Here is a 20,949-nt window from a genome sequence, read left to right on the forward strand (position 1 = left end):
GGCCGGCCATCGGCTCGTGCTCCGGCCTGTGGGCATGGGCGGAACATGAAAGAACACCCCAAGGCGAGGCAGAGCATGCGTGACCTCTGTGTGATTCCCGGCGACGGCATCGGTCGAGAAGTGGTTCCCGTGGCCGTGGCGGTGCTGGAGAAGCTCCTGCCCGGCCTGCGTCTGCATGAAGCGGATGCCGGCTGGGAATGCTTCCAGCGTTGCGGTGCTTCAGTGCCCGACGCCACCCTTGAGCTGCTGCGCGGGTGTGGAGCGGGGCTATTCGGTGCGGTGTCCTCGCCCAGCCACCCAGTGGAAGGCTACCGCAGCGCCATCCTGACGCTGCGGCAACGCCTGGGCCTGAACCTCAACCTCCGCCCAGTGCGCGCCTGGCCTGTGGTTTCACCACGCGCCGGGGTCGATCTGCTGATCCTGCGTGAGAACAGCGAAGGCCTCTACAGCGGCCGCGAGCACTGGGAAGCGGATGGCGTCGCCATTGCCGAACGGGTCATCAGTCGCGCCGCTTGCACCCGCCTGGCGCTCAGCGCGGCGGCGATCGCCCGGCAACGGCAGGCCCGGCGCATCACGCTGGTGCACAAGGCCAACGTCTTGCCGCTGACTTGCGGCCTGTTCCGCGATACCTGCCGCGACGTCCTCGCTACCGAAGGCTGGAGCGATGTGCTCGATGAGCGCCTGGTGGACGTGGCCGCCCTGCAACTGGTGGAACGGCCGGAAGCTTTCGACATGCTGGTGACCAGCAACCTGTTCGGCGACATCCTCTCCGACCTCGCCAGTCATTGGGGCGGCGGTCTGGGCATGGCGCCTTCGCTCAATCTGGGCGAAGGCGTCGCCTTGGCCGAGCCGGTGCACGGCAGTGCCCCGGACATCGCCGGCCGCGGTCGGGCGAACCCGCTGGCGGCCATCCTCAGTGCGGCTCTGTTGCTACGCCACCATTGGCGCAATGAGGACGCGGCCCAACGCATCGAGCGAGCGGTGGAGAGCTTTTTGCGTGAGGAAGGGCATCTCGACTTCGCTGCGGAGACTACTCGCCTGATCGGCGAAGGCGTGTTGCAACGCCTCTAAAGCGGATCAGCCCTGTTCGGGATGATGGGCAAGATAGCGAACCGTGACCATGCCAACGGCCAGCAGCGGCATCGCCGTGAGCAGCAGTGCCGCTCCCGTTGCCAGATGCAGGGCCTCAACGAACAGCGCCCATTCTTTGGAGCAAAGCCCCAGGCCCAGGGATATCAGAACGACAGAGAGATTGCGGACGAGGTACGGCATACGGACGTCCTGAACTCGGTGGAAAAAAGGCCATTGCCCAAAGCGGGGGAGGGCCGGGCAATGGCACCATTGGAGAGCAGGAAAACGGATAAACCTGCGGGCGTAACGTTAGCGTTTCGGGGTACTGTTAGCTAGCTAACAGAATAGGATGCTGAGTTGCCCGGAATGAAACAATCCGGCGCTTGGCAGGCGCGACCGGACGCGCCGGGCTCGGTGCAACGTCGGTATCGCCGATACACAGCAATCGGCTGGCTCACTCAGGGGAGGGCGCCTTGGTGCACTGGACACCCTCCTTTCCGCCGACCATGGTTAATTCATTCCATTGCCCATCATGGGCAAACGAGGTGGCAGCCATGTGCGGTCGCTATGTCACTCCCGCAGAAGCCGAAATCGAGCGCTATTGGCATATTGGCGCCCATGACTCGGGGCTTTGGGCGCGCGGGAGTTTCAACGTGGCACCGACGAGCATGGTGCCGATCTTGCGTATGGAGGTGGAAGGCCAACTGCAGCTAGTGGCGGTGCGCTGGGGCCTGATCCCGTTCTGGTGGAAGAAGGCTCAAGTCCCCAGCGGCACCTACAACGCCCGCAGCGAAGAGGCTGGCCACAAGCCCATGTGGCGCAACAGTTACCGCTACCGGCGCTGCCTGATGCCGGCCCTGGGATGGTACGAGTGGAGCGACAAGGAGGTGCTTCACATGCAGGCCGGCAGAGAGACTCGCCAGCCTTACTACCTGTACTGCTCGACTGAACCCGTCCTGGCCTTTGCCGCCCTGTGGTCCAGTTGGGAGGCGCCGAATGGCGACGAGTTGCTTTCCTGCGCCATGCTGACCAAGTCCGCCGCCCCTTCGATACGGGCAATCTACGGCCGCATGCCGGTGGTGTTGTCGCCCTCGCAGTATGATGCCTGGCTGGCTGCGGAGACCCGGCCGGATGAAGTGGCCCACCTCGTAGCAAGCGCCAGGACAGACCTGGCCGGCCATCGCGTCAGCCCACTCGTGAACGACACGCGGAATGACTTTCCAGCGTTGCTTGAGGCGCTGTAGGGCTGGCGCCGCCAAGCCAACAGGTCAGAGCCGAAGGGCACTTTTCTCGGGCCAAACAAAAAGGGGTTAGCTTGCGCTAACCCCTTCTTTTATATGGTGGCTACACCGGGACTTGAACCTGGGACATCAGCATTATGAATGCTGCGCTCTAACCGACTGAGCTATGTAGCCGAGTGGCGCGCATTTTCCGCATCTCGCGGGGGGCTGTCAACCCCCTTGCTTAGATAATTTTCTGATCTTTCAAGCGTTTAGCCGGAAGTGGTGGGGCAGGGCGCTGGCGCGTGCCTTAGGCTGCCTGTGGGCGTGCGCGGGATGGGCTGGAATGAAAAAGCCCCGCGGGTAAGGCGGGGCTTTTCGTCGGGCGGATGCGCTCAGACGTTGAAGCGGAAGTGCATCACATCGCCGTCCTTGACGATGTAGTCCTTGCCTTCCAGGCGCCATTTGCCGGCTTCCTTCGCGCCTTGTTCGCCTTTGTACTGGATGAAATCGTCATAGGCGATGACTTCGGCGCGGATGAAGCCCTTTTCGAAGTCGGTGTGGATCACTGCGGCGGCCTGCGGTGCGGTCGCGCCGACACGGACGGTCCAAGCGCGGACTTCTTTCACCCCGGCGGTGAAGTAGGTCTGCAGGTGCAGCAGTTCGTAGCCGGCGCGGATCACGCGGTTCAGGCCGGGCTCTTCGAGGCCTAGGGACTCAAGGAACATGTCCTTTTCTTCACCGTCTTCCAGTTCGGCGATTTCGGCTTCGATCTTGTTGCATACCGGTACCACCATGGCGCCTTCTTCTTCGGCGATGGCGCGGACCACGTCCAGGTGCGGGTTATTCTCGAAGCCGTCTTCGGCGACGTTGGCGATATACATCACCGGCTTGCTGGTCAGCAGGTGGAAGCCGCGTACCATGCGTTTCTCGTCGTCGCCCAGGTTCTTCATCAGCGAGCGCGCCGGCTTGCCTTCACTGAAGTGGGGGATGAGTTTTTCCAGCAGGGCCTTCTGCGCGATGGCGTCCTTGTCGCCGCCCTTGGCGTTGCGGGCGACTTTCTGCAGTTGCTTCTCGCAGCTTTCCAGGTCGGCGAAGATCAGTTCCAGCTCGATGATCTCGATGTCGCGCTTGGGATCGACGCTGTTGGCCACGTGGATCACGTTGTCGTCTTCGAAGCAGCGTACGACGTGGGCGATGGCGTCGGTCTCGCGGATGTTGGCGAGGAACTTGTTGCCCAGGCCTTCACCTTTGGAAGCGCCTTCCACCAGGCCGGCGATGTCGACGAACTCCATGGTGGTAGGGATGACGCGCTCGGGCTTGACGATTTCTGCCAGTGCGTCGAGGCGGGCGTCGGGCATGGGGACGATGCCGCTGTTCGGCTCGATGGTGCAGAAGGGGAAGTTCTCCGCCGCGATACCGGATTTGGTAAGGGCGTTGAACAGGGTGGATTTGCCGACGTTGGGCAAGCCGACGATGCCGCAGTTGAAGCCCATGTTTTTTACCTCTGGCGGAGACGGGTCAGGCCTTCTGGCTGTGCAGCTTCTGCATCGCGCGGGTCCAGTCACCTGCGAGCATTTCCGGCAGCACGCCGAGGGCGAAATCGATGCTGGTGTCGAGCAGTTCCTGCTCGCTGCGCGGAGCGCGGCCGAGGACGTAGCCGGAGACCAGGCTGCTGTGCCCCGGATGGCCGATGCCAAGCCGCAGGCGGTGGAAACCGTTCTGGTTGCCGAGTTGGGCGATGATGTCGCGCAACCCGTTGTGCCCGCCGTGTCCGCCGCCGGTCTTGAGCTTGGCGACGCCGGGAGGCATATCGAGTTCGTCGTGGGCCACCAGGATGGCATCGACCGGAATGCGGAAGAAGCCTGCGAGCGCCGCCACGGCCTGGCCGCTGCGGTTCATGTAGGTGGTGGGGATGAGCAGACGAACATCGCGGCCCTGGTGGCTGAACTTGCCGACAAGGCCGAAGTATTTCTTGTCGAGGCTGAGGCTGGCGCGTTGTTGGTCGGCCAGGCGCTCAACGAAAAGAGCCCCCGCGTTATGCCGGGTCTGTTCGTATTCCGGGCCTGGGTTACCCAGGCCAACGATCAGTTGCACGGCGGTCACGACGGGGGCCCTTCCTTAAGGCTCGCGAGTATTACTCGGCGGCGCCTTCTTCGCCTTCTTCTTTCACGCGGGAAGCGTGGATGTTGGCGACTGCCAGGTCGTTGCCGTGAGCCAGTTGAACCAGCTCGACGCCTTTCGGCAGCTTGAGGTCGGACAGGTGAACGATCTGACCCACATCGACTTTCGCCAGGTCGACTTCGATGAATTCCGGCAGGTCTTTCGGCAGGCAGGAAACTTCGACTTCGGAGATGACGTGGGAAACCTCACCGCCACCTTGCTTCACGCCAACAGCGGTTTCCGCGTTGAGGAAGTGCAGGGGAACGTGGGCGGTCAGTTTGTGGTCGGCAACTACGCGCAGAAAATCAGCGTGCATGACGTAGCCTTTGGCCGGGTGGCGCTGCAGGGCTTTGATCAGCACGGTTTCCTTGGCGCCGCCAACGTTCAGGGCGATCACGTGGCTGAAGGCAGCCTCGTTTTCCAGCAGCTTGGCGATTTCGCGCAGTTCCAGGGTTACGGATTGCGGCTCTTTGTCGCCACCGTAAACCACAGCCGGAACCAGACCGGCGTTACGACGCAGGCGGCGGCTCGCACCTTTCCCCAGATCGGAACGCGCTTGGGCATTCAGAATAAAGTCAACCATTGTATTTCTCCAGAATGACAAGATCGCCCGAACGCTTGCGACCAGCGTTCGGGCGATTCTTCAAATGCTCCGCCCGGAGACGGAGCGCTTTCGTCAGCGCCTTGTTCGTCGAGGTGGGCCTCAACGGAACATGGCGCTGATCGATTCTTCGTTGCTGATTCGGCGCATGGCTTCGGCAACAACCGGAGCGATGTCCAGTTGGCGGATGCGGCCACAGGCCTGGGCAGCGGCGGACAGCGGGATGGTGTTGGTCACCACCAGTTCGTCCAGTACGGAATTCTCGATGTTCTCGATGGCGCGGCCGGACAGCACCGGGTGGGTGCAGTAGGCGATGACCTTGGCGGCGCCGTGCTCTTTCAGAGCCTTGGCGGCGTGGCCGAGGGTGCCAGCGGTATCGACCATGTCGTCGACCAGTACGCAGGTACGGCCTTCGACATCACCGATGATGTGCATGACTTCGGACTGGTTGGCCTTAGGACGGCGCTTGTCGATGATCGCCAGGTCCACGCCCAGCGACTTGGCGACGGCGCGAGCACGCACCACGCCACCGATGTCCGGGGAGACGATCATCAGGTTCTCGAAGCGTTGGTCTTCGATGTCGTCGACCAGTACCGGCGAACCGTAGATGTTGTCCACCGGAATGTCGAAGAAGCCTTGGATCTGGTCGGCGTGCAGGTCAACGGTCAGCACGCGGTTCACGCCGACGACGGTCAGCATGTCGGCAACGACCTTGGCGCTGATGGCCACGCGTGCGGAGCGCGGGCGGCGATCCTGGCGGGCATAACCGAAGTAGGGAATGACTGCGGTGATACGAGTGGCCGAGGAGCGGCGGAAGGCATCAGCCATCACGACCAGTTCCATCAGGTTATCGTTGGTTGGTGCACAGGTCGGTTGAATCAGGAAGACGTCCTTACCGCGGACGTTTTCGTTGATTTCGACACTGATTTCGCCGTCGGAGAACTTGCCGACAGAAACATCACCGAGGGGGATGTGCAGCTGGCGCACGACACGGCGCGCCAGATCGGGGTTTGCGTTCCCCGTGAAAACCATCATCTTGGACACGCGCAGTTCCTGCCGGCTGAGGGTGGACCTGATGAATCAAAAAGCTGCTCAAAGGCCGAAGCTTTTGAACAGCTTTTTAAAGTGTATGGCAGGGGCGGCTGGATTCGAACCAACGCATGGCAGGATCAAAACCTGCTGCCTTACCGCTTGGCGACGCCCCTATGACTTTCGCTGTGCAGTGCTTTCGTTTCGCTGTACGTGGCCCCGGTGGGGTTAATGGCAGGGGCGGCTGGATTCGAACCAACGCATGGCAGGATCAAAACCTGCTGCCTTACCGCTTGGCGACGCCCCTATAACGTACAACCGAATGCAATGCATCCCTTCTCAATCCAGTCCTTGAAGCTTGCGGTGCAACAGGGAGATGTTGCGACCCTGAGCGACAAAGCTTGGCAGAGTGGCCGGAAGTTGGCGGCGAACTTTATCAGCATCGCCCTTGTTTGGGAAGCTCCCAAACACACAAGCTCCAGTGCCGGTCAATCTAGCTGATGTGAATTTATTCAACAAGATCAGCGCGTTACGTACATCTGGGTAACGCTTCTCGACGACCGTCTGACAGTCGTTTCGACCGTCCACCCCGAGAAGGCTGCGAACTTTAATGGGCGGAGTATTCCGTGTCAACTCGGGATCGGAGAAAACTTCTGCTGTGCTGACAAAGACTTGCGGTACCAGCACGAGGAACCAGGGCTCCTCCAGTTCGACTGGCGTGAGCTTTTCACCCACGCCTTCGGCGAAGGCTGCGTGGCCGCGCACGAAGACCGGCACATCGGCGCCGAGGCTCAGGCCGAGGGCGGCGAGGCGGTCTTCGTCCCAGCCGAGCTGCCAGAGGTGGTTCAGGCCGAGCAGGGTGGTGGCGGCGTCGGAGCTGCCGCCACCGATGCCGCCACCCATCGGCAGGCGCTTGTCCAGCCAGATGTCGGCGCCGAGGTGGCAACCGGACTCCTGCTGCAGACGGCGCGCGGCGCGCACGATCAGGTTGCTGTCATGGGGCACGCCGGGGATGTCGCTGTGCAGGACGATCTGGCCGTCGTCGCGCGGGGCGAAGTGCAGCTCGTCGCCATGGTCGAGGAATTGGAACAGCGTCTGCAGTTCGTGGTAGCCGTCGGGACGGCGACCGAGGATGTGCAGGAACAGGTTGAGCTTGGCCGGCGCTGGCAGGGAAAGACGTGCGTGCTGCATGGACACTCGAACTCAGTGGGAGGCCGTTTGACCCAGTTGGCGCGGTTGCCAGCTCTTGATCACTAGCGTGACGTCGAGGTTCTGCCCGTGCAGCTTGAGACGATCGGGCAGCCAGTAGCCGTTCTGTTCGCTGTAGCTGCTGTAGTCGACGTCCCAGCCATCCTGTTGCAAGCGCGCGAGGTGGCTGTCGCTGTCGAGGGTCAGGCGACTCTTGCTGTCGGGGGCGGGCAGGCCGCGAACCCACCAGAGCAGGTGCGATACCGGCAGGCGCCAGCCCAGTTGTTCTTCCAGTAGCGCTTCCGGCGACGCGGCCTGGTAGCGGCCCTGTCCGGCGACCTCCAGGGTCACTGCGCCTTCGCGCCCGGTCAGGCGCGCGGCGCCGCGGCCCAGCGGGCCGGACAGGCGGATGTCGTAATAGCCTTGGCGTTGCAGCCAGAACAGGGTGCCACTGCCGGAGTCCTTGGGGGCGCGGATGCCGACCTTGCCGTCGATCTGCCAGCCGTCGAGGGTGGCGATGCGTTCCTTGTGGGCTTTCCAGGCCGCAGGGTTGCCCTGGCCTTCGAGGGATTCGCGGGAGCCGAAGCCGGCGCAGCCGGCCAGCAATAACAGCGCGGCCGCGCCGATGAGGTGAGTCAGACGCATGATGTTCTCAGGGGTTTCTGGACCCGGTCAGGCGCTGCAGGGTGTCACGCAGGACGATGCTGTCGGGCTGGTTCTGCAGGGCGCTGGCCCAGACCTTGCGGGCTTCGCTCTGCTTGCCTCTGGCCCAGAGCACCTCTCCCAGGTGGGCGGCGACTTCGTGGTCGGGGAATTTTTCCAGGGCCTGGCGCAGGTAGGTTTCCGCTTCGCTCAGGTTGCCCATTCGATAGTTGACCCAGCCCAGGCTGTCGAGGATGGCCGGGTCGTCGGGGCTCAGTTGGTGGGCTTTCTGGATCAGGTCGCGGGCTTCGCTGTAGCGCGTGGTGCGGTCGGCCAGGGTGTAGCCGAGCGCATTGAGCGCCATGGCGTTGTCCGGCTCGCGCTCGATGATGAAGCGCAGATCCTTCTCCATTTGCACCAGGTCGTTGCGCTTCTCCGCTAGCATGGAGCGGGTGTAGAGCAGGTTGAGGTCGTCCGGGAACTGTTTGTTGGCTTGCTCGATGACCTGCCAGGCGCGCTCGGTCTGGTTGCGGTTGTTCAGCCCTTCGGCTTCGATCAGGTACAGCTGGATGGCGTAGTCGGGCTGGCGCTCGCGGGCCTCGGCGAGGCGTTGCGAGGCCTCCGCGCTGCGGCCGGCGTCCAGCAGTATCTCGCTCTGGCGCAGCTGCGCCGGCAGGAAGTCATTGCCCGGGCCGACCTGGGCGTATTCCTTGAGGGCGGTCTGTGGGTCTTTTTGCGCTTCGGCCAGGCGGCCAAGGTTGAAGTGCGCGGCGTCGGCGTGGCTATCGCGTTCGACCAGTTCCCGCAGGTAGACCTTGGCTTCGTCCCAGGCGTGCGCTTCCAGGCAGACCAGCGCCAGGGAGAAACGCAGGTCGTCGTCATCGGGGAATTGCTGCACCAGCGCGGAGAACTCGGCCTTGGCGTCGTCCAGGCGGTTCTGCTCCACCAGCAGGCGGGCGTAGGCCAGGTGCACGCGCTTGTCGTCCGGGTGCTCCTTCATGCCGTCCTTGAGCAGCGGCAAGGCTTCGTTACTGCGCTTCATGCTTTGCAGCAGGCGGGCGCGCAGCAACAGTGGCGCCACTTCGTGGCGGCTGGCCGGTTTGCTTTCCAGCAGGTTCAGGGCTTCCTGGGGACGACCGTCCTGTTGCAGCAGCAGGGCCTTGCCGAACAGCAGTTGGCCGTTGTCGGGGTATTTCTTCAGCAGGCGGTCGAAGCTTTGCAGCAGGCCGGCGCGGGTATCCGGGTCGGTTTCCGCGGCGGACAGTGCAAGGAAGTCGAAATGGGTGTCGCCCTGGCCGTTGAGGACCTTCTCCATGTAGATCATGGATTCGTCGTATTGCCCGGTGCGCGCCAGTTGCAGGGCGGCGGCGCGCTGCGCGTCGAGGTCGTTGGGTGCGGCCTTGGCCCAGATCAGCGAGGTCTGCAGGGCTTCCTGGTCGGCGCCAAGGTATTCGGCAATGCGGAATGCGCGTTCGGCGACCCCAGGATCCTGCGTCTGCCTGGCCTGATCCACGTAGTTGCTCAGGGCGATGTCGAAGCGGTTGCGCTGCCCGGCGATTTCCGCCACCAGCAGGGAATACAGGGTGTCTTCGCTGAAAGAGCCGTACTTGCGGTTCTTTTCCACGCTGGCCGCGCTGTCCTTGGTCGGTGCGGGGCCGGGAGTCTTGTGAAGCATGGACTGGCAGCCGCCGAGCAGCAGCAGGGCAGTCAGCAGCGCGAGAGACTTGTTCATAGACGAAAGAAGGGAACCTGACCAGCGGGGTGGGCCCCATCATGACATAAGCAATCCAGCAAGCCCATGGGGTGGGGGCGGCTAAACCCAGCATAGACGCACAGATCGGCGCATTGCATTGCAGTGGTTGTCCTCCATCGGGCGACGTAGGACAATTGCGGGCTTCCCCGATTACCTCAGCGATCCTGCATGGCCTTCATTGCCCTCGGCATCAACCACAAGACAGCCTCCGTGGCCGTCCGCGAGCGCGTGGCTTTCACCCCCGGGCAGATGGTCGAGGCGCTGCAGTTGCTTTGCCGGCTGACCGCCAGTCGTGAGGCGGCGATTCTCTCCACCTGCAACCGCAGCGAACTCTACCTGGAGCTGGAGCACCCCGAAGCGGAGGATGTTCTGGCCTGGCTGGCCGACTACCACGGCCTGAGCCTGGACGAGCTGCGCAACTGCGCCTACGTGCATCAGGATGAGGACGCCGTGCGTCATATGATGCGCGTCGCCGCCGGCCTGGACTCGATGGTCCTCGGTGAGCCACAGATCCTCGGGCAGATGAAGTCCGCCTATGCCGTGGCGCGCGAGGCCGGCACCGTCGGGCCGATGCTGGGGCGGCTGTTCCAGGCGACCTTCAGCACCGCCAAGACCGTGCGTACCGACACCGCCATTGGCGAGAACCCGGTGTCCGTGGCCTTCGCCGCCGTCAGCCTGGCCCGGCAGATATTCAGTGACTTGCACCGCAGCCAGGCGCTGCTGATCGGCGCGGGCGAGACCATCACCCTGGTCGCCCGCCATCTTCACGAGCAAGGCGTCCGGCGCATCGTGGTGGCCAACCGCACCCTGGAGCGCGCCAGCCAGTTGGCCGCCGAACTCGGCGCCGAGGCCATTCTGCTGGCCGACATGCCTGAGCACCTGGCCAGCAGCGACATTGTCATCAGCTCCACCGCCAGCCAATTGCCGATCCTCGGCAAGGGCGCCGTCGAACGGGCGCTCAAGCAGCGCCGGCACAAGCCCATGTTCATGGTCGATATCGCCGTGCCGCGCGATATCGAGCCGGAAGTCGGGGAACTGGACGACGTCTACCTCTATAGCGTCGACGATCTGCATGAAGTGGTGGCCGAGAACCTCAAGTCTCGCCAGGGCGCGGCCCAGGCCGCCGAAGAGCTGGTTGGCGACGGTGTCCATGAGTTCATGGCGCGCTTGCGCGAACTGGCCGCGGTGGATGTGCTGCGCGCCTACCGTCAGCAGGCCGAGCGCCTGCGCGACGAGGAGTTGCAGAAGGCCCAGCGCCTGCTGGCCAACGGCGGCGACCCGGCTGACGTCATGGCCCAACTGGCCCGCGGCCTGACCAACAAGCTGCTGCACGCGCCCAGCGTGCAGATGAAGAAACTCTCCGCCGAGGGCCGCATCGATGCGCTGGCCCTGGCCCAGGAACTGTTCGCCCTCGAGGAGGGCCTTGAGAAGCGATGAAAGCCTCCCTGCTGACCAAGCTGGATAGCCTCAGTGACCGCTACGAGGAGCTTACCGCTCTGCTCGGCGATGCCGAGGTGATCAGCGACCAGACCAAGTTCCGCGCCTATTCCCGCGAGTTCGCCGAGATCGAGCCGGTGTTCCTGGCCTTCCGCGAGTTCCGCAAGGTGCAGGACGACCTCGAAGGCGCTCAGGCGCTGCTCAAGGACAGTGACCCCGACCTGCGCGACATGGCCGAGGAAGAGGTCTCCGGCTCCAAGGCGCGCCTGGCCGAGCTGGAGCACTCGCTGCAGCGCATGCTGCTGCCCAAGGACCCCAACGACCATCGCAACGTGTTCCTGGAAATCCGCGCCGGCACGGGCGGCGACGAAGCGGCGATCTTCTCTGGCGACCTGTTCCGCATGTACTCGCGTTACGCCGAACGTCAGGGCTGGCGGGTGGAGATTCTGTCGGAGAACGAAGGCGAGCACGGTGGCTATAAAGAGGTGATCGCCCGCGTCGAGGGTGACAACGTCTATGCCAAGCTCAAGTTCGAGTCCGGCGCGCACCGTGTGCAGCGCGTGCCGGAAACCGAATCCCAGGGCCGCATCCATACGTCCGCCTGTACCGTGGCGGTGCTGCCTGAGCCGGATGAGCAGGCGGCCATCGAAATCAATCCGGCCGACCTGCGGGTGGACACCTATCGTTCGTCCGGCGCCGGCGGCCAGCACGTCAACAAGACCGACTCCGCGGTGCGCATCACCCACCTGCCTTCGGGCATCGTGGTGGAGTGCCAGGAAGAGCGTTCGCAGCACAAGAACCGCGCCAAGGCCATGGCCTGGCTGGCGGCCAAGCTCAATGACCAGCAGCAGGCCGCGGCGCACAAGGAAATCTCCGAGACGCGCAAGCTGCTGGTCGGCTCGGGCGATCGCTCCGAACGCATCCGCACCTACAATTTCCCCCAGGGGCGTGTCACTGACCACCGCATCAACCTCACCCTGTACTCCCTCGGCGAGGTGATGGAGGGCTCGGTGGAACAGGTGATCGAACCCCTGTTGCAGGAATTCCAGGCCGACCAACTGGCCGCTCTGGGCGACTGACGGTAAGCACCATGGCCACCATCATGACCCTGCTCAACGAGGCGCAGCTGCCGGACTCCCCGAGCGCGCGCCTGGACAGTGAACTGCTGCTCGCCGCGGCCCTGGGCAAACCGCGCAGCTTCCTGCGTACCTGGCCGGAGCGGGTGGTCAGCCGCGAGGCCCACGAGCGGTTCGACGCCTGGCTGGAGCGCCGCCGCGCCGGCGAGCCGGTGGCCTATATCCTTGGCCGCCAGGGCTTCTGGAGCCTGGACCTGGAGGTCGCGCCGCATACCCTGATCCCGCGCCCGGATACCGAGTTGCTGGTGGAAAGCGCGCTGCAACTGTTGCCGGCCAGCCCGGCGCGCGTGCTCGACCTGGGCACCGGCACCGGCGCCATCGCCCTGGCCCTGGCCTGCGAGCGCCTGAGCTGGCGGGTGCTGGGCGTCGACCGTATTCCCGAGGCCGTGGCCCTGGCCGAGCGCAACCGTGAGCGGCTGCGCCTGGGCAACGTCGCCTTCCGCCAGAGCCATTGGTTCTCCGCTCTCGCTGGCGAGCGTTTCGCGATGATCGTCGGCAATCCGCCGTATATCCCCAGCAGCGACCCGCACCTGCGCGAGGGCGATGTGCGCTTCGAGCCGAAGAGTGCCTTGGTCGCCGGGCAGGACGGCCTCGACGATATCCGCCAGATCGTTCGCGAGGCGCCAGCGTATCTGGACGCCGGCGGCTGGCTGCTGCTCGAACACGGCTATGACCAGGCCGAGGCGGTGCGCGATCTGCTGCTCAGTGGCGGATTCACCCAGGTCGAAAGCCGCCGCGACCTCGCTGGCCATGAGCGCATCAGCCTGGGGCGGCTGCCATGCTGAGCGACCAGGAGCTGCTGCGTTACAGCCGGCAGATCCTCTTGCCGCAAATCGACATCGACGGCCAACTGCGCCTCAAACAGGCGCGGGCGCTGATCGTCGGCCTTGGCGGCCTCGGCTCTCCAGTGGCGCTGTACCTGGCCGCGGCCGGCGTCGGTGAACTGCACCTGGCCGATTTCGATACGGTGGACATGACCAACCTGCAGCGCCAAGTCTTGCACGATAGCACCCAGGTCGGCCGCAGCAAGGTGGATTCGGCGATCACCCGGCTGAGCGCGCTGAATCCGCAAGTGCGCCTGGTCGCCCATCGTCAGGCGCTGGATGTGGACAGCCTGGCCGCCGTGCTGCAACAGGTCGATCTGGTCCTCGATTGCTGCGACAACTTCACCACCCGCGAGGCGGTCAACGCTGCCTGCGTGGCGGCCGGCAAGCCATTGGTCAGCGGCGCGGCCATCCGCCTCGAAGGCCAGCTCTCGGTGTTCGATCCGCGCCGCGACGACAGTCCTTGCTACCACTGCCTGTACGGCCACGGCAGCGAAGCCGAACTGACCTGCAGCGAGGCCGGCGTGGCGGGCCCGCTGGTTGGCCTGGTCGGCAGCCTGCAGGCGCTTGAGGCACTGAAATTGCTGGCCGGCTTCGGCGAGCCGCTGGTCGGGCGCCTGCTGCTGATCGATGCCCTCTCCACACGGTTCCGCGAGTTGCGCGTCAAGCGCGATCCGCAGTGCCCGGTGTGCGGCGCTCGGCATGGCTGATTCGGCGCCTGTCGGCGTATTCGACTCCGGTGTCGGCGGTCTGTCGGTGCTGCGGGAAATTCGTGCGCTGCTGCCCAACGAGTCGTTGATCTATCTCGCCGATTGCGGACATGTGCCCTATGGCGAGAAGTCTCCGGAGTACATCCGCGAACGCTGCCGAGCTATCGCCGAGTTTCTGCTGAGCCAGGGCTGCAAGACGCTGGTGCTCGCTTGCAACACCGCCACCGCGGCGGCGGCGGGGGATTTGCGCGAGCGGTATCCGCAGTTGCCGATCCTGGCCATGGAGCCAGCGGTGAAGCCGGCCGCCGCCGCCACGCGTAGCGGCGTGGTGGGCGTCCTGGCGACCACCGGGACATTGAAGAGCGCGCGCTTCGCGGCCTTGCTCGACCGCTTCGCCAGCGACGTCAAGGTTGTCACCCAGCCGTGCCCGGGGCTGGTGGAGCGCATCGAGGCTGGCGATCTGAGCGGCCCGCTGGTGCGTGATCTGCTGCAGGGGTTCCTGCGCCCATTGCTCGCGGAAGGCTGCGACACGCTGATTCTCGGCTGCACCCATTACCCCTTTCTCAAGCCGCTGCTCGGCGAACTCCTGCCGCCGGGGGTGACGCTGATCGATACCGGTGCCGCGGTGGCCCGTCATCTGCAACGCTCGCTGATCAGTCGCGGCCTGGACGCTGCCGGCCCGGCCCGGCGCACGCAATTCTGGACCAGCGGCCCCAGCGAGAGTCTGGAGCGGGTGCTGCCGGTGCTTTGGGGTTGCCGTGAGCCCGTGCACTTTTTTGCCGGCTGAGTAACGCAGAATTTCCTTGGCGGTAACTTTCTTCTTGCATTCTGTCAGCGCGTTTCGGGAACTCGCCTTATAATTCTTGGCTATTCGCGGGGAGTTTTCATTCAACTAATCCATAAGGATCTATCCGATGAAGAAGTTACTCTCGCTGGCCGCTTTGGCCGCACTCGTATGGGGCGTTGCGGGTAGCGCTCAGGCAGTGAACTTCAGTGCTGCCGTTGGTGAAACCAGTCAGAGCGACCTGACCCTGCGCCTGGGGGCTGGCTTCGACTGGGACAAGAACTGGTGGCAGAGCAGCGTCGGCCACCTGACCGGCTACTGGGATGCGGGCTACACCTATTGGGGCGCCGGAAGCCGTGCCGGTGGCCGTCACTCCCTGTCCTTCGCACCGGTATTCGTCTATCAGTTCAACGGTGATTCGGTGCAGCCCTTCATCGAGGCAGGCATCGGCGTGGCCGGCTTCACCGGCTCCGAAGTCGGTGACCATGACCTGGGCAGCGCCTTCGCCTTCGAGGACCGTATCGGCGTCGGCGTGAAGTTCGGTGGCGGTCAGGCGCTCGGTGTGCGCGCCATCCACTATTCCAACGCCGGCATGGCCGAACCCAACGAGGGTATCGAGTCCTATAGCCTGTTCTACAGCCTGCCGCTGTAAGTTCTGGCGCTGGAATGAAAAAAGCCGGACCTGGTGTCCGGCTTTTTTGTGCCCGAGGGATTCACTCCAGGTCCGCTGCCAGCTTCTTGGGCAGGTTCTGGAAGGCCGCCAGGGCGCGCTCCCGGCTCAACGCCAGGTCGACTATCGGCTTGGCATAGCCGCTGACGCCGAACAGCCCGAGGCTGGCCGGGTCATGGATGGCGCGATCGTCCAGGTGCGCCAGCTCCGGCAGCCAGTAGCGCAGGAAGCGCCCCTGCGGGTCGAACTTCGCCGACTGGCTCAATGGGTTGAAGATGCGAAAGTAGGGCGCCGCATCGGTGCCGGTGGACGCGCTCCACTGCCAGCCGCCGTTGTTCGCCGCCAGGTCGCCGTCGATCAGGTGGCGCATGAACCAGCGCTCGCCGACGCGCCAGTCGATCAGCAGGTTCTTGGTCAGGAACATCGCCACCACCATGCGCAGACGGTTGTGCATCCAGCCGCTGGCGAGCAACTGGCGCATCGCTGCATCGACGATGGGAATGCCGGTCCGGCCCTGCTGCCAGGCCTCCAGCTCGGCTGGCGCGTCACGCCAGGGCAGGGCTTCGGTTTCCAGGCGGAAGGCGCGGTGTCGGCTGACCCGCGGATAGCCGACCAGGATGTGTTTGTAGAACTCACGCCAGAGCAGCTCATTGATCCAGGCGACCGCGCCGGGATTGCCCGTCTCGAACTCGCCGCCGTTGTTGCTCAGCGCGGCATGCAAGCACTGCCTGGGCGAGAGCACGCCGCTGGCCAGGTAGGGCGATAGTCGGCTGGTGCCCTCGACGGCGGGCAGGTCGCGCACCGCGTGGTAACGCCGCAGCTCGTCCTCGGCGAAGGTCGCCAGGCGCGCGCGCGCCGCGCGCTCGCCAGCCGGCCAGAACTCGCGGGCCAGGGGAGGGATGTCCTGGAATCCGTCGATGTGCTCCGGCAACGGGTCGCTGACGATGGCCAGGGGCGCCTGTGCGCGCGGCGCCGGCAGGCAGGGCGGCAGCGCCGTGGCCAGGCGCTGGTAGCAGACCTTGCGGAACTGGCTGAATACCTGGAAGTAGCCGCCGCCGCGGGTCAGCACGCTGCCGGGGGCGAAGAGCAACTGGTCGAGGTAGCGCTGGAAGGCGATGCCGGCGGCTTCCAGGGTCCGCTGCACGGCCTGATCGCGCCGGCTCTCGTTGATCCCGTATTCCTCGTTGACCCTGACCGCGGTTATGCCGTGCTCGCGGCAGACGGCCAGCAGGGCTTGTGGCGCCTGGCTCCAGTCCTGCGCGGTGCGCACCAGCAGCGGGATATTCAGTCGCTGCAGATCGCGCTGCAGCTCGTGCAGGTTGCGCAGCCAGAAGTCGATCTTGCCGGGGGCATCGTCGTGTTCGCGCCATTGCTGCGGGCTGAGCAGGTAGAAGGCGATCACCGGCCCGCGTTCGGCCGCCGCATGCAGCGCGGTGTTGTCATGAATACGCAGGTCGCTGCGCAGCCAGAGCAGTTGCCGCGTCATCTTCTTCCTCCTTGCAGCAGGCCGAGTTGATCGAGTTGCTCGCGCACGTCCAGCGGGCTTTCCGCCAGATGCAGGTCGGGCAGGCTGCTTTCGCGCAATTCGATCAGCTCCACGTAGTGAATGTTGACCGCACTGCCGGCCAGCAGGATCGGACCCTGGCAGCCGTTGAGCTGGCGCGGCAGCTGCGGGAGGTTGAGCGCCTGGGAAGAGAACAGCACCAGGGCGCGTGGTTGCAGGCGTTGCTCGGCGAGGGCGAGTTCGCCGGTGGGCAGCGGGCCGTCCAGCACCCGAACCGGGCAGCCGGCGCTGCTGGCCAGCCAGGCGCACAGCCAATGGCCGGTTTCCTGCGGTAGTTCGGAGTGATTGATCAGCAACAGCGGCGCTCCCTGCTGCTGGCGGTTGTGGTGATACAGGCGGCTGCCCAGCTTGCTGCGCAGCCAGGCGTGATAGAACAGGCGCTCCAGTGTGCTGCCGAACTGGCCTTGCCAACGCTGCCGCAGCTCCGCCTCCAGGGGCAGCATCAGGTGTTCGCAGAGGGTTTGCGCCGGGTAGATGGACAGGGCGCCATTGAACAGTTCGTCGAGCTGGCGTTCATCCACCTGGGCGATGGCGCTGAGCGCCTGGTACAGCAGCGTGTTCCAGGGGGATGCGCCGCTTGGCGCGGGGTCGCGTTGGTCGTCGAGGAGCCCGCGGACTTTGCTGACCGCGACGCCGCGCTCCAGCCAGGTGAGCACTTGCTGCACCCGTGAGATCTGCTCGTTGGAGTACAGCCGGTGTCCCTTGGCCGTGCGCATAGGCACGATCAGGCCGTAGCGGCGTTCCCAGGCGCGCAGGGTCACCGGGTTGACCCCGGTGCGCCGGGCAACTTCGCGGATCGGCAACCAGCCGGCTGCCAGTGCCTGGTGATAGTCGGCCGGTGGAGCGAAGGGCAGGCTGTCGTGCTCAGATGGCATTGCGCAGCCCCAGGGTTTCGGGATGGGGTTGCAGGTAGGCCTGGCGGTTGATGTAGGGATTCGGGTGAAGCCTGAAGTGATGCTTGAGCAGGGTCAGCGGCACCACCAGTGGCACCACGCCGACGCGGTACTGCTCGATCACCGCCAGCAGTTCGCGCTTGTCGTCCGCCGCCAATTGGAGCTTCAGGTAGCCGGCGAGGTGTAGCAGTACGTTGGCGTGGCTTCCGCGCGAGGCGCAGCTACGCATGGCGTCGGCGAAGATCCGGTAGTAGCGCGGAGCGAAGCTCTGCGGATCCTGGCTGCCGATCTCGGCGAGCATGCGCCCGAGCGACGCGTACTGGCGCGGATGGTGGGCCAGCAACTGGTATTTGTAGCGCGAATGGAAGTCGAGGATGCCCTTGCGGGTCAGCCCCTCGCGGTTCAAGGCCTGCCATTCGAGGTGTGCGAAGACCCGCGTGAGGAAGTTCTCGCGCAACTGCGGGTCGTTCAAGCGGCCTTCTTCCTCCACCGGCAACTCCGGGCGTGCCGCGCAGAAGGCTTCGGCGTACAGGCCGCGGCCACCCGGCGGCAGCGGGTGGCCAGATTCGCCGTAGACCTTGACCCGATGCAGGCCGCAGGAGGGCGACTGCTGCATGAAGATGTAGCCGACGATGTCCTGCTGCCGCTGCGCCTGTTCCTGCCCGTAGCCGCGCAGGGCGTCACTGTGGTCGATGAGGTCGCCGCGGCTGGTCACGGCGCGTGGCGCCGCCGGGTCGCCGCTCAGGTGGATGGCCGGCCGCGGTACGCCCAGGCCGATGGCCACCTCCGGGCACAGCGGGACGAAGTCGAAGTGCTGGCTGAGGACATCGATGCATAGCCGCGATGCTTTGTGCCCACCGTTGAAGCGGACGCTCTCGCCCAGCAGGCAAGCACTGATACCCAGCTTGGGTTTGGTGGGGGTGGAGGAGGCCATGGCCGTGGAGTCCTGTACAGAATGGAACTGCTTGTACAACTTTCTGCTCAGGATAGGACAATACCTGTACAAGTACAAATGTCATGTACAGGTTATTGCTGCGGCAGTGGCGTTCGGTAAGCAGGGGCGGAGGCCCCGCGAGGGGCCCTGTGGCAATCAGAGGTGTTCGAGGAGGCGACGGGCGGCTTCCAGACCGCTGAGCCAGGCCCCTTCGACGCGTCCGGACAGGCACCAGTCGCCGCAGGCGTAGATGCCCAGGTCGGCATCGGCCAGGGCGCCCAACTGATGCGCTTCCAGCGGTCGCGCATAGAGCCAGCGGTGCGCCAGGGCGAAGACCGGAGCGGGCACCGCGCAGCCGATCATCTCGGCGAAGTTGCCGCGCAGGTGTTCGATGACCGCTTCCTTGGGCATGTCGATGTGTTGGCGGCTCCAGCTGCTGCTGGCGTGCAACACCCAGGTGTCCATGTGCGTGTCGCGGCCTGGCTTGCAGCGGTTGCTGGCCAGCCAGGTGAGCGGACCTTCCTGGACGAAGCAGCCTTGCACCGGGGTTTGCAGCGTTTCCGCGAAGCCCAGGGCGACGGCCCAGGTCGGCTCCATGGCGATGCTCGCCGCCGCCGCCGCGAGCTTGGGCGCGCTGGCCAGCAGCGCCGCGGCCTGTGGCGCCGGGGTGGCGATCAGGACGTGACTGAAGGGACCGTGGTTCTGCCCTTCGGCATCTTGCAGTTGCCAGTGCTGCTCGCCGCGGAACACTTCGGTGATGCGGCAGGAGAAGGTGACGGTCAGCCCGTGCAACAGGGCGCGGGTGATGGCGCTCATGCGCGGCGTGCCGACCCAGCGCGGTTGCTCGTCCGGGGACGGGCTGAGGACGCCGTCGCGGTATTGGTAGAGGGCCGGGTCCCACTCGGCGACCCAGCCGGCCTCGCGCCATTTCTGGATGGCATCGAGGAAGCGGCGATCGCGCGCGGTGAAATACTGGGCGCCGAGGTCGAGGGCGCCGGCTTCGCTGCGTTTGCTGGCCATGCGGCCGCCGCTACCGTGGCCCTTGTCGAATAGCTGGACGTCCTGCCCGGCGTCGCGTAGCGCGTGGGCGGCGGAAAGTCCGGCAATGCCGGTGCCAATGATGGCAATGGGGGCGCTCATGACATGCCTCGTTGGTTACTGTTGTCAGAGTAGCGAGTCGATCAATCTTGTACAATTGCTTTATTTTGTATAATTGTGCGGCTGCCATTCGGATAAGATGACCGGCTTTCGATCCAGCGTGCTCCGCATTGCCTTCGGACGCTGCACCGTCGATTTCCGGCTCTTACAGCGTAGACGGTCGGGATTGCCAGACAGTCCTGCGATGCAAGTGCCGTTCCCTCGTCCAGACTGATGGTAGGGATAGCCCCTTGGAAAGGAGTAGGTCATGCACATTCTGTTGACGGGCGGTACCGGACTGATCGGCCGCCGGCTGTGCCGGCACTGGAGCCTCGCGGGGCATCGGTTGACGGTGCTCAGCCGTCGTCCCGAGCGCGTCGCGGCGCTGTGCGGCGAGTCCGTGCGCGGTATCGCCGGATTCGATGAGTTGGCTGACGAACCCTTGGACGCGGTGGTCAACCTGGCCGGCGAACCCATTGCCGAGCGCCCCTGGACGCCCCGTCGCAAGGCGCTCCTGTGGGACAGCCGGGTGCGCCTGACCGAGCGCCTGGTGGAATGGCTGGAGACGCGCGCGCAGCGCCCCGCGGTGCTGATCAGCGGCTCGGCGGTCGGTTGGTACGGCGATGCCGGGGAGCGCCCGCTGGATGAATCGAGCGCGGCTGCCGGTGAGGATTTCGCCAGCGAGCTGTGCCTGGCCTGGGAGCAGATCGCGGTGGAAGCCGAAGCCCTGGGGATCCGCGTGGTGCGCTTGCGCACCGGGCTGGTGCTGGCGCCGGAGGGCGGTTTCCTCAAGCGCATGTTGCCGGCGTTTCGCGCCGGACTGGGAGGGAAGCTGGGCAGTGGTCGGCAATGGATGCCCTGGGTGCATATCGAGGACATCGTCGGCCTGATCGATTTTCTCTTGCACCAGCCCGCTGCCAGCGGTCCGTATAATGCCTGCGCGCCGCAGCCGGTGCGCAACCGTGATTTCACCCAGGCGCTGGGCCAGGCCTTGCACCGGCCGACCCTGCTGGGCGTGCCGGCCTTCGCCCTGCGCATGCTGCTCGGCGAGCTGGCGGTGCTGTTGCTGGGCGGCCAGCGGGTGCACCCGAAGCGCTTGCTGGAAGCCGGTTTCGTGTTCCGCTACAACGATTTTCCGGCTGCCCTCGCCGATGTCTTGCGGCATCGCTGATGGGCGCCGTTCTGCCACGTTT

Annotated in this window: 21 protein-coding genes and 3 tRNA genes; 9 read left to right on the forward strand and 15 right to left on the reverse strand. The window is 65.0% G+C overall.

Annotation, left to right across the window (positions count from 1 at the left end):
• Nucleotides 1-75 precede the first annotated feature (75 nt).
• Nucleotides 76-1,071 carry an isocitrate/isopropylmalate dehydrogenase family protein gene (locus BLQ74_RS24665; protein WP_090267843.1) on the forward strand — a complete coding sequence of 332 codons (996 nt, stop codon included), beginning with the start codon at nt 76-78 and terminating at the stop codon, nt 1,069-1,071.
• Between the two features lie 6 nt (nt 1,072-1,077).
• Here the strand turns inward: BLQ74_RS24665 and BLQ74_RS24670 are convergent, their stop codons facing one another.
• The gene (locus tag BLQ74_RS24670) at nt 1,078-1,272 is read right to left on the reverse strand and encodes a hypothetical protein (RefSeq protein WP_090267845.1); all 195 of its coding nucleotides are present in this window, start codon (nt 1,270-1,272) and stop codon (nt 1,078-1,080) included.
• 353 nt (nt 1,273-1,625) lie between these two features.
• On the opposite strand from BLQ74_RS24670, the gene BLQ74_RS24675 reads away from it, so the two are divergent.
• Entirely contained in the window at nt 1,626-2,315 is a 690-nt protein-coding gene (locus BLQ74_RS24675; RefSeq protein ID WP_090267847.1) for an SOS response-associated peptidase, read from the forward strand.
• A 94-nt stretch (nt 2,316-2,409) separates the two neighbouring features.
• Here BLQ74_RS24675 and BLQ74_RS24680 read toward each other — a convergent pair.
• From BLQ74_RS24680 to BLQ74_RS24725, 10 genes are all read right to left on the reverse strand, one after another.
• A tRNA-Met gene (locus BLQ74_RS24680) sits at nt 2,410-2,486 on the reverse strand.
• A gap of 200 nt (nt 2,487-2,686) precedes the next feature.
• Nucleotides 2,687-3,787: a redox-regulated ATPase YchF gene (ychF, locus tag BLQ74_RS24685; protein WP_090267848.1), complete on the reverse strand. Its 1,101-nt coding sequence runs from the start codon at nt 3,785-3,787 to the stop codon at nt 2,687-2,689.
• Between the two features lie 25 nt (nt 3,788-3,812).
• Nucleotides 3,813-4,397 carry an aminoacyl-tRNA hydrolase gene (pth, locus tag BLQ74_RS24690; protein WP_090267849.1) on the reverse strand — a complete coding sequence of 195 codons (585 nt, stop codon included), beginning with the start codon at nt 4,395-4,397 and terminating at the stop codon, nt 3,813-3,815.
• 31 nt (nt 4,398-4,428) lie between these two features.
• A complete protein-coding gene (locus tag BLQ74_RS24695; protein ID WP_090267850.1) occupies nt 4,429-5,037 on the reverse strand; it encodes a 50S ribosomal protein L25/general stress protein Ctc in 609 nt (202 codons plus the stop codon).
• Nucleotides 5,038-5,157: 120 nt separating this feature from the next.
• A complete protein-coding gene (locus BLQ74_RS24700; protein WP_015478849.1) occupies nt 5,158-6,099 on the reverse strand; it encodes a ribose-phosphate pyrophosphokinase in 942 nt (313 codons plus the stop codon).
• 86 nt (nt 6,100-6,185) lie between these two features.
• Nucleotides 6,186-6,260: transfer RNA gene (locus tag BLQ74_RS24705), tRNA-Gln, on the reverse strand.
• A 56-nt stretch (nt 6,261-6,316) separates the two neighbouring features.
• Nucleotides 6,317-6,391 (reverse strand) — tRNA-Gln (locus tag BLQ74_RS24710).
• A gap of 32 nt (nt 6,392-6,423) precedes the next feature.
• Complete coding sequence (gene ispE, locus BLQ74_RS24715; protein WP_090267852.1) at nt 6,424-7,275, reverse strand: 4-(cytidine 5'-diphospho)-2-C-methyl-D-erythritol kinase; 852 nt, start codon at nt 7,273-7,275, stop codon at nt 6,424-6,426.
• A 12-nt stretch (nt 7,276-7,287) separates the two neighbouring features.
• Nucleotides 7,288-7,917, reverse strand: coding sequence for a lipoprotein insertase outer membrane protein LolB (lolB, locus tag BLQ74_RS24720; protein WP_090267853.1), 630 nt, complete (start codon nt 7,915-7,917; stop codon nt 7,288-7,290).
• A 7-nt stretch (nt 7,918-7,924) separates the two neighbouring features.
• Nucleotides 7,925-9,646: a tetratricopeptide repeat protein gene (locus tag BLQ74_RS24725; RefSeq protein WP_090267855.1), complete on the reverse strand. Its 1,722-nt coding sequence runs from the start codon at nt 9,644-9,646 to the stop codon at nt 7,925-7,927.
• A gap of 189 nt (nt 9,647-9,835) precedes the next feature.
• Between BLQ74_RS24725 and hemA the strand changes: the two genes are divergently transcribed.
• The 6 genes from hemA (at nt 9,836) to BLQ74_RS24755 (ending at nt 15,210) form a co-directional block, all read left to right on the forward strand.
• Nucleotides 9,836-11,104: a glutamyl-tRNA reductase gene (gene hemA / locus BLQ74_RS24730; RefSeq protein WP_090267856.1), complete on the forward strand. Its 1,269-nt coding sequence runs from the start codon at nt 9,836-9,838 to the stop codon at nt 11,102-11,104.
• On the forward strand, nt 11,101-12,183 hold the full coding sequence (prfA, locus tag BLQ74_RS24735; protein WP_090267858.1) for a peptide chain release factor 1: 1,083 nt from the start codon (nt 11,101-11,103) through the stop codon (nt 12,181-12,183). The genes hemA and prfA overlap by 4 nt, the downstream gene beginning before the upstream one ends.
• An 11-nt stretch (nt 12,184-12,194) precedes the next feature.
• Nucleotides 12,195-13,025: a peptide chain release factor N(5)-glutamine methyltransferase gene (prmC, locus tag BLQ74_RS24740; protein WP_090267859.1), complete on the forward strand. Its 831-nt coding sequence runs from the start codon at nt 12,195-12,197 to the stop codon at nt 13,023-13,025.
• Nucleotides 13,019-13,774: a molybdopterin-synthase adenylyltransferase MoeB gene (locus BLQ74_RS24745; protein ID WP_090267860.1), complete on the forward strand. Its 756-nt coding sequence runs from the start codon at nt 13,019-13,021 to the stop codon at nt 13,772-13,774. The genes prmC and BLQ74_RS24745 overlap by 7 nt, the downstream gene beginning before the upstream one ends.
• Complete coding sequence (gene murI, locus BLQ74_RS24750) at nt 13,767-14,561, forward strand: glutamate racemase (RefSeq protein ID WP_090267862.1); 795 nt, start codon at nt 13,767-13,769, stop codon at nt 14,559-14,561. Before BLQ74_RS24745 ends, murI begins: the two co-directional genes overlap by 8 nt.
• Nucleotides 14,562-14,688: 127 nt before the next feature.
• Complete coding sequence (locus BLQ74_RS24755) at nt 14,689-15,210, forward strand: acyloxyacyl hydrolase (RefSeq protein WP_090267864.1); 522 nt, start codon at nt 14,689-14,691, stop codon at nt 15,208-15,210.
• Between the two features lie 61 nt (nt 15,211-15,271).
• On the opposite strand, the gene phrB is transcribed toward BLQ74_RS24755, so the two are convergent.
• From phrB to BLQ74_RS24775, 4 genes are all read right to left on the reverse strand, one after another.
• Complete coding sequence (phrB, locus tag BLQ74_RS24760) at nt 15,272-16,714, reverse strand: deoxyribodipyrimidine photo-lyase (RefSeq protein WP_090267866.1); 1,443 nt, start codon at nt 16,712-16,714, stop codon at nt 15,272-15,274.
• A complete protein-coding gene (locus BLQ74_RS24765) occupies nt 16,711-17,667 on the reverse strand; it encodes a MerR family transcriptional regulator (protein WP_090267867.1) in 957 nt (318 codons plus the stop codon). Before BLQ74_RS24765 ends, phrB begins: the two co-directional genes overlap by 4 nt.
• A complete protein-coding gene (locus BLQ74_RS24770; protein WP_090267869.1) occupies nt 17,657-18,619 on the reverse strand; it encodes a YbgA family protein in 963 nt (320 codons plus the stop codon). The genes BLQ74_RS24765 and BLQ74_RS24770 overlap by 11 nt, the downstream gene beginning before the upstream one ends.
• Before the next feature lie 156 nt (nt 18,620-18,775).
• Entirely contained in the window at nt 18,776-19,759 is a 984-nt protein-coding gene (locus BLQ74_RS24775) for an NAD(P)/FAD-dependent oxidoreductase (RefSeq protein ID WP_090267871.1), read from the reverse strand.
• Between the two features lie 265 nt (nt 19,760-20,024).
• Between BLQ74_RS24775 and BLQ74_RS24780 the strand changes: the two genes are divergently transcribed.
• Nucleotides 20,025-20,927 (forward strand): TIGR01777 family oxidoreductase, encoded by a 903-nt coding sequence (locus tag BLQ74_RS24780; protein WP_090267873.1) that lies wholly within the window; start codon nt 20,025-20,027, stop codon nt 20,925-20,927.
• Nucleotides 20,928-20,949 lie beyond the last annotated feature (22 nt).

The sequence above is a fragment of the Pseudomonas panipatensis genome, from assembly GCF_900099785.1.
In the GTDB taxonomy this organism is placed as follows: domain Bacteria; phylum Pseudomonadota; class Gammaproteobacteria; order Pseudomonadales; family Pseudomonadaceae; genus Pseudomonas; species Pseudomonas panipatensis.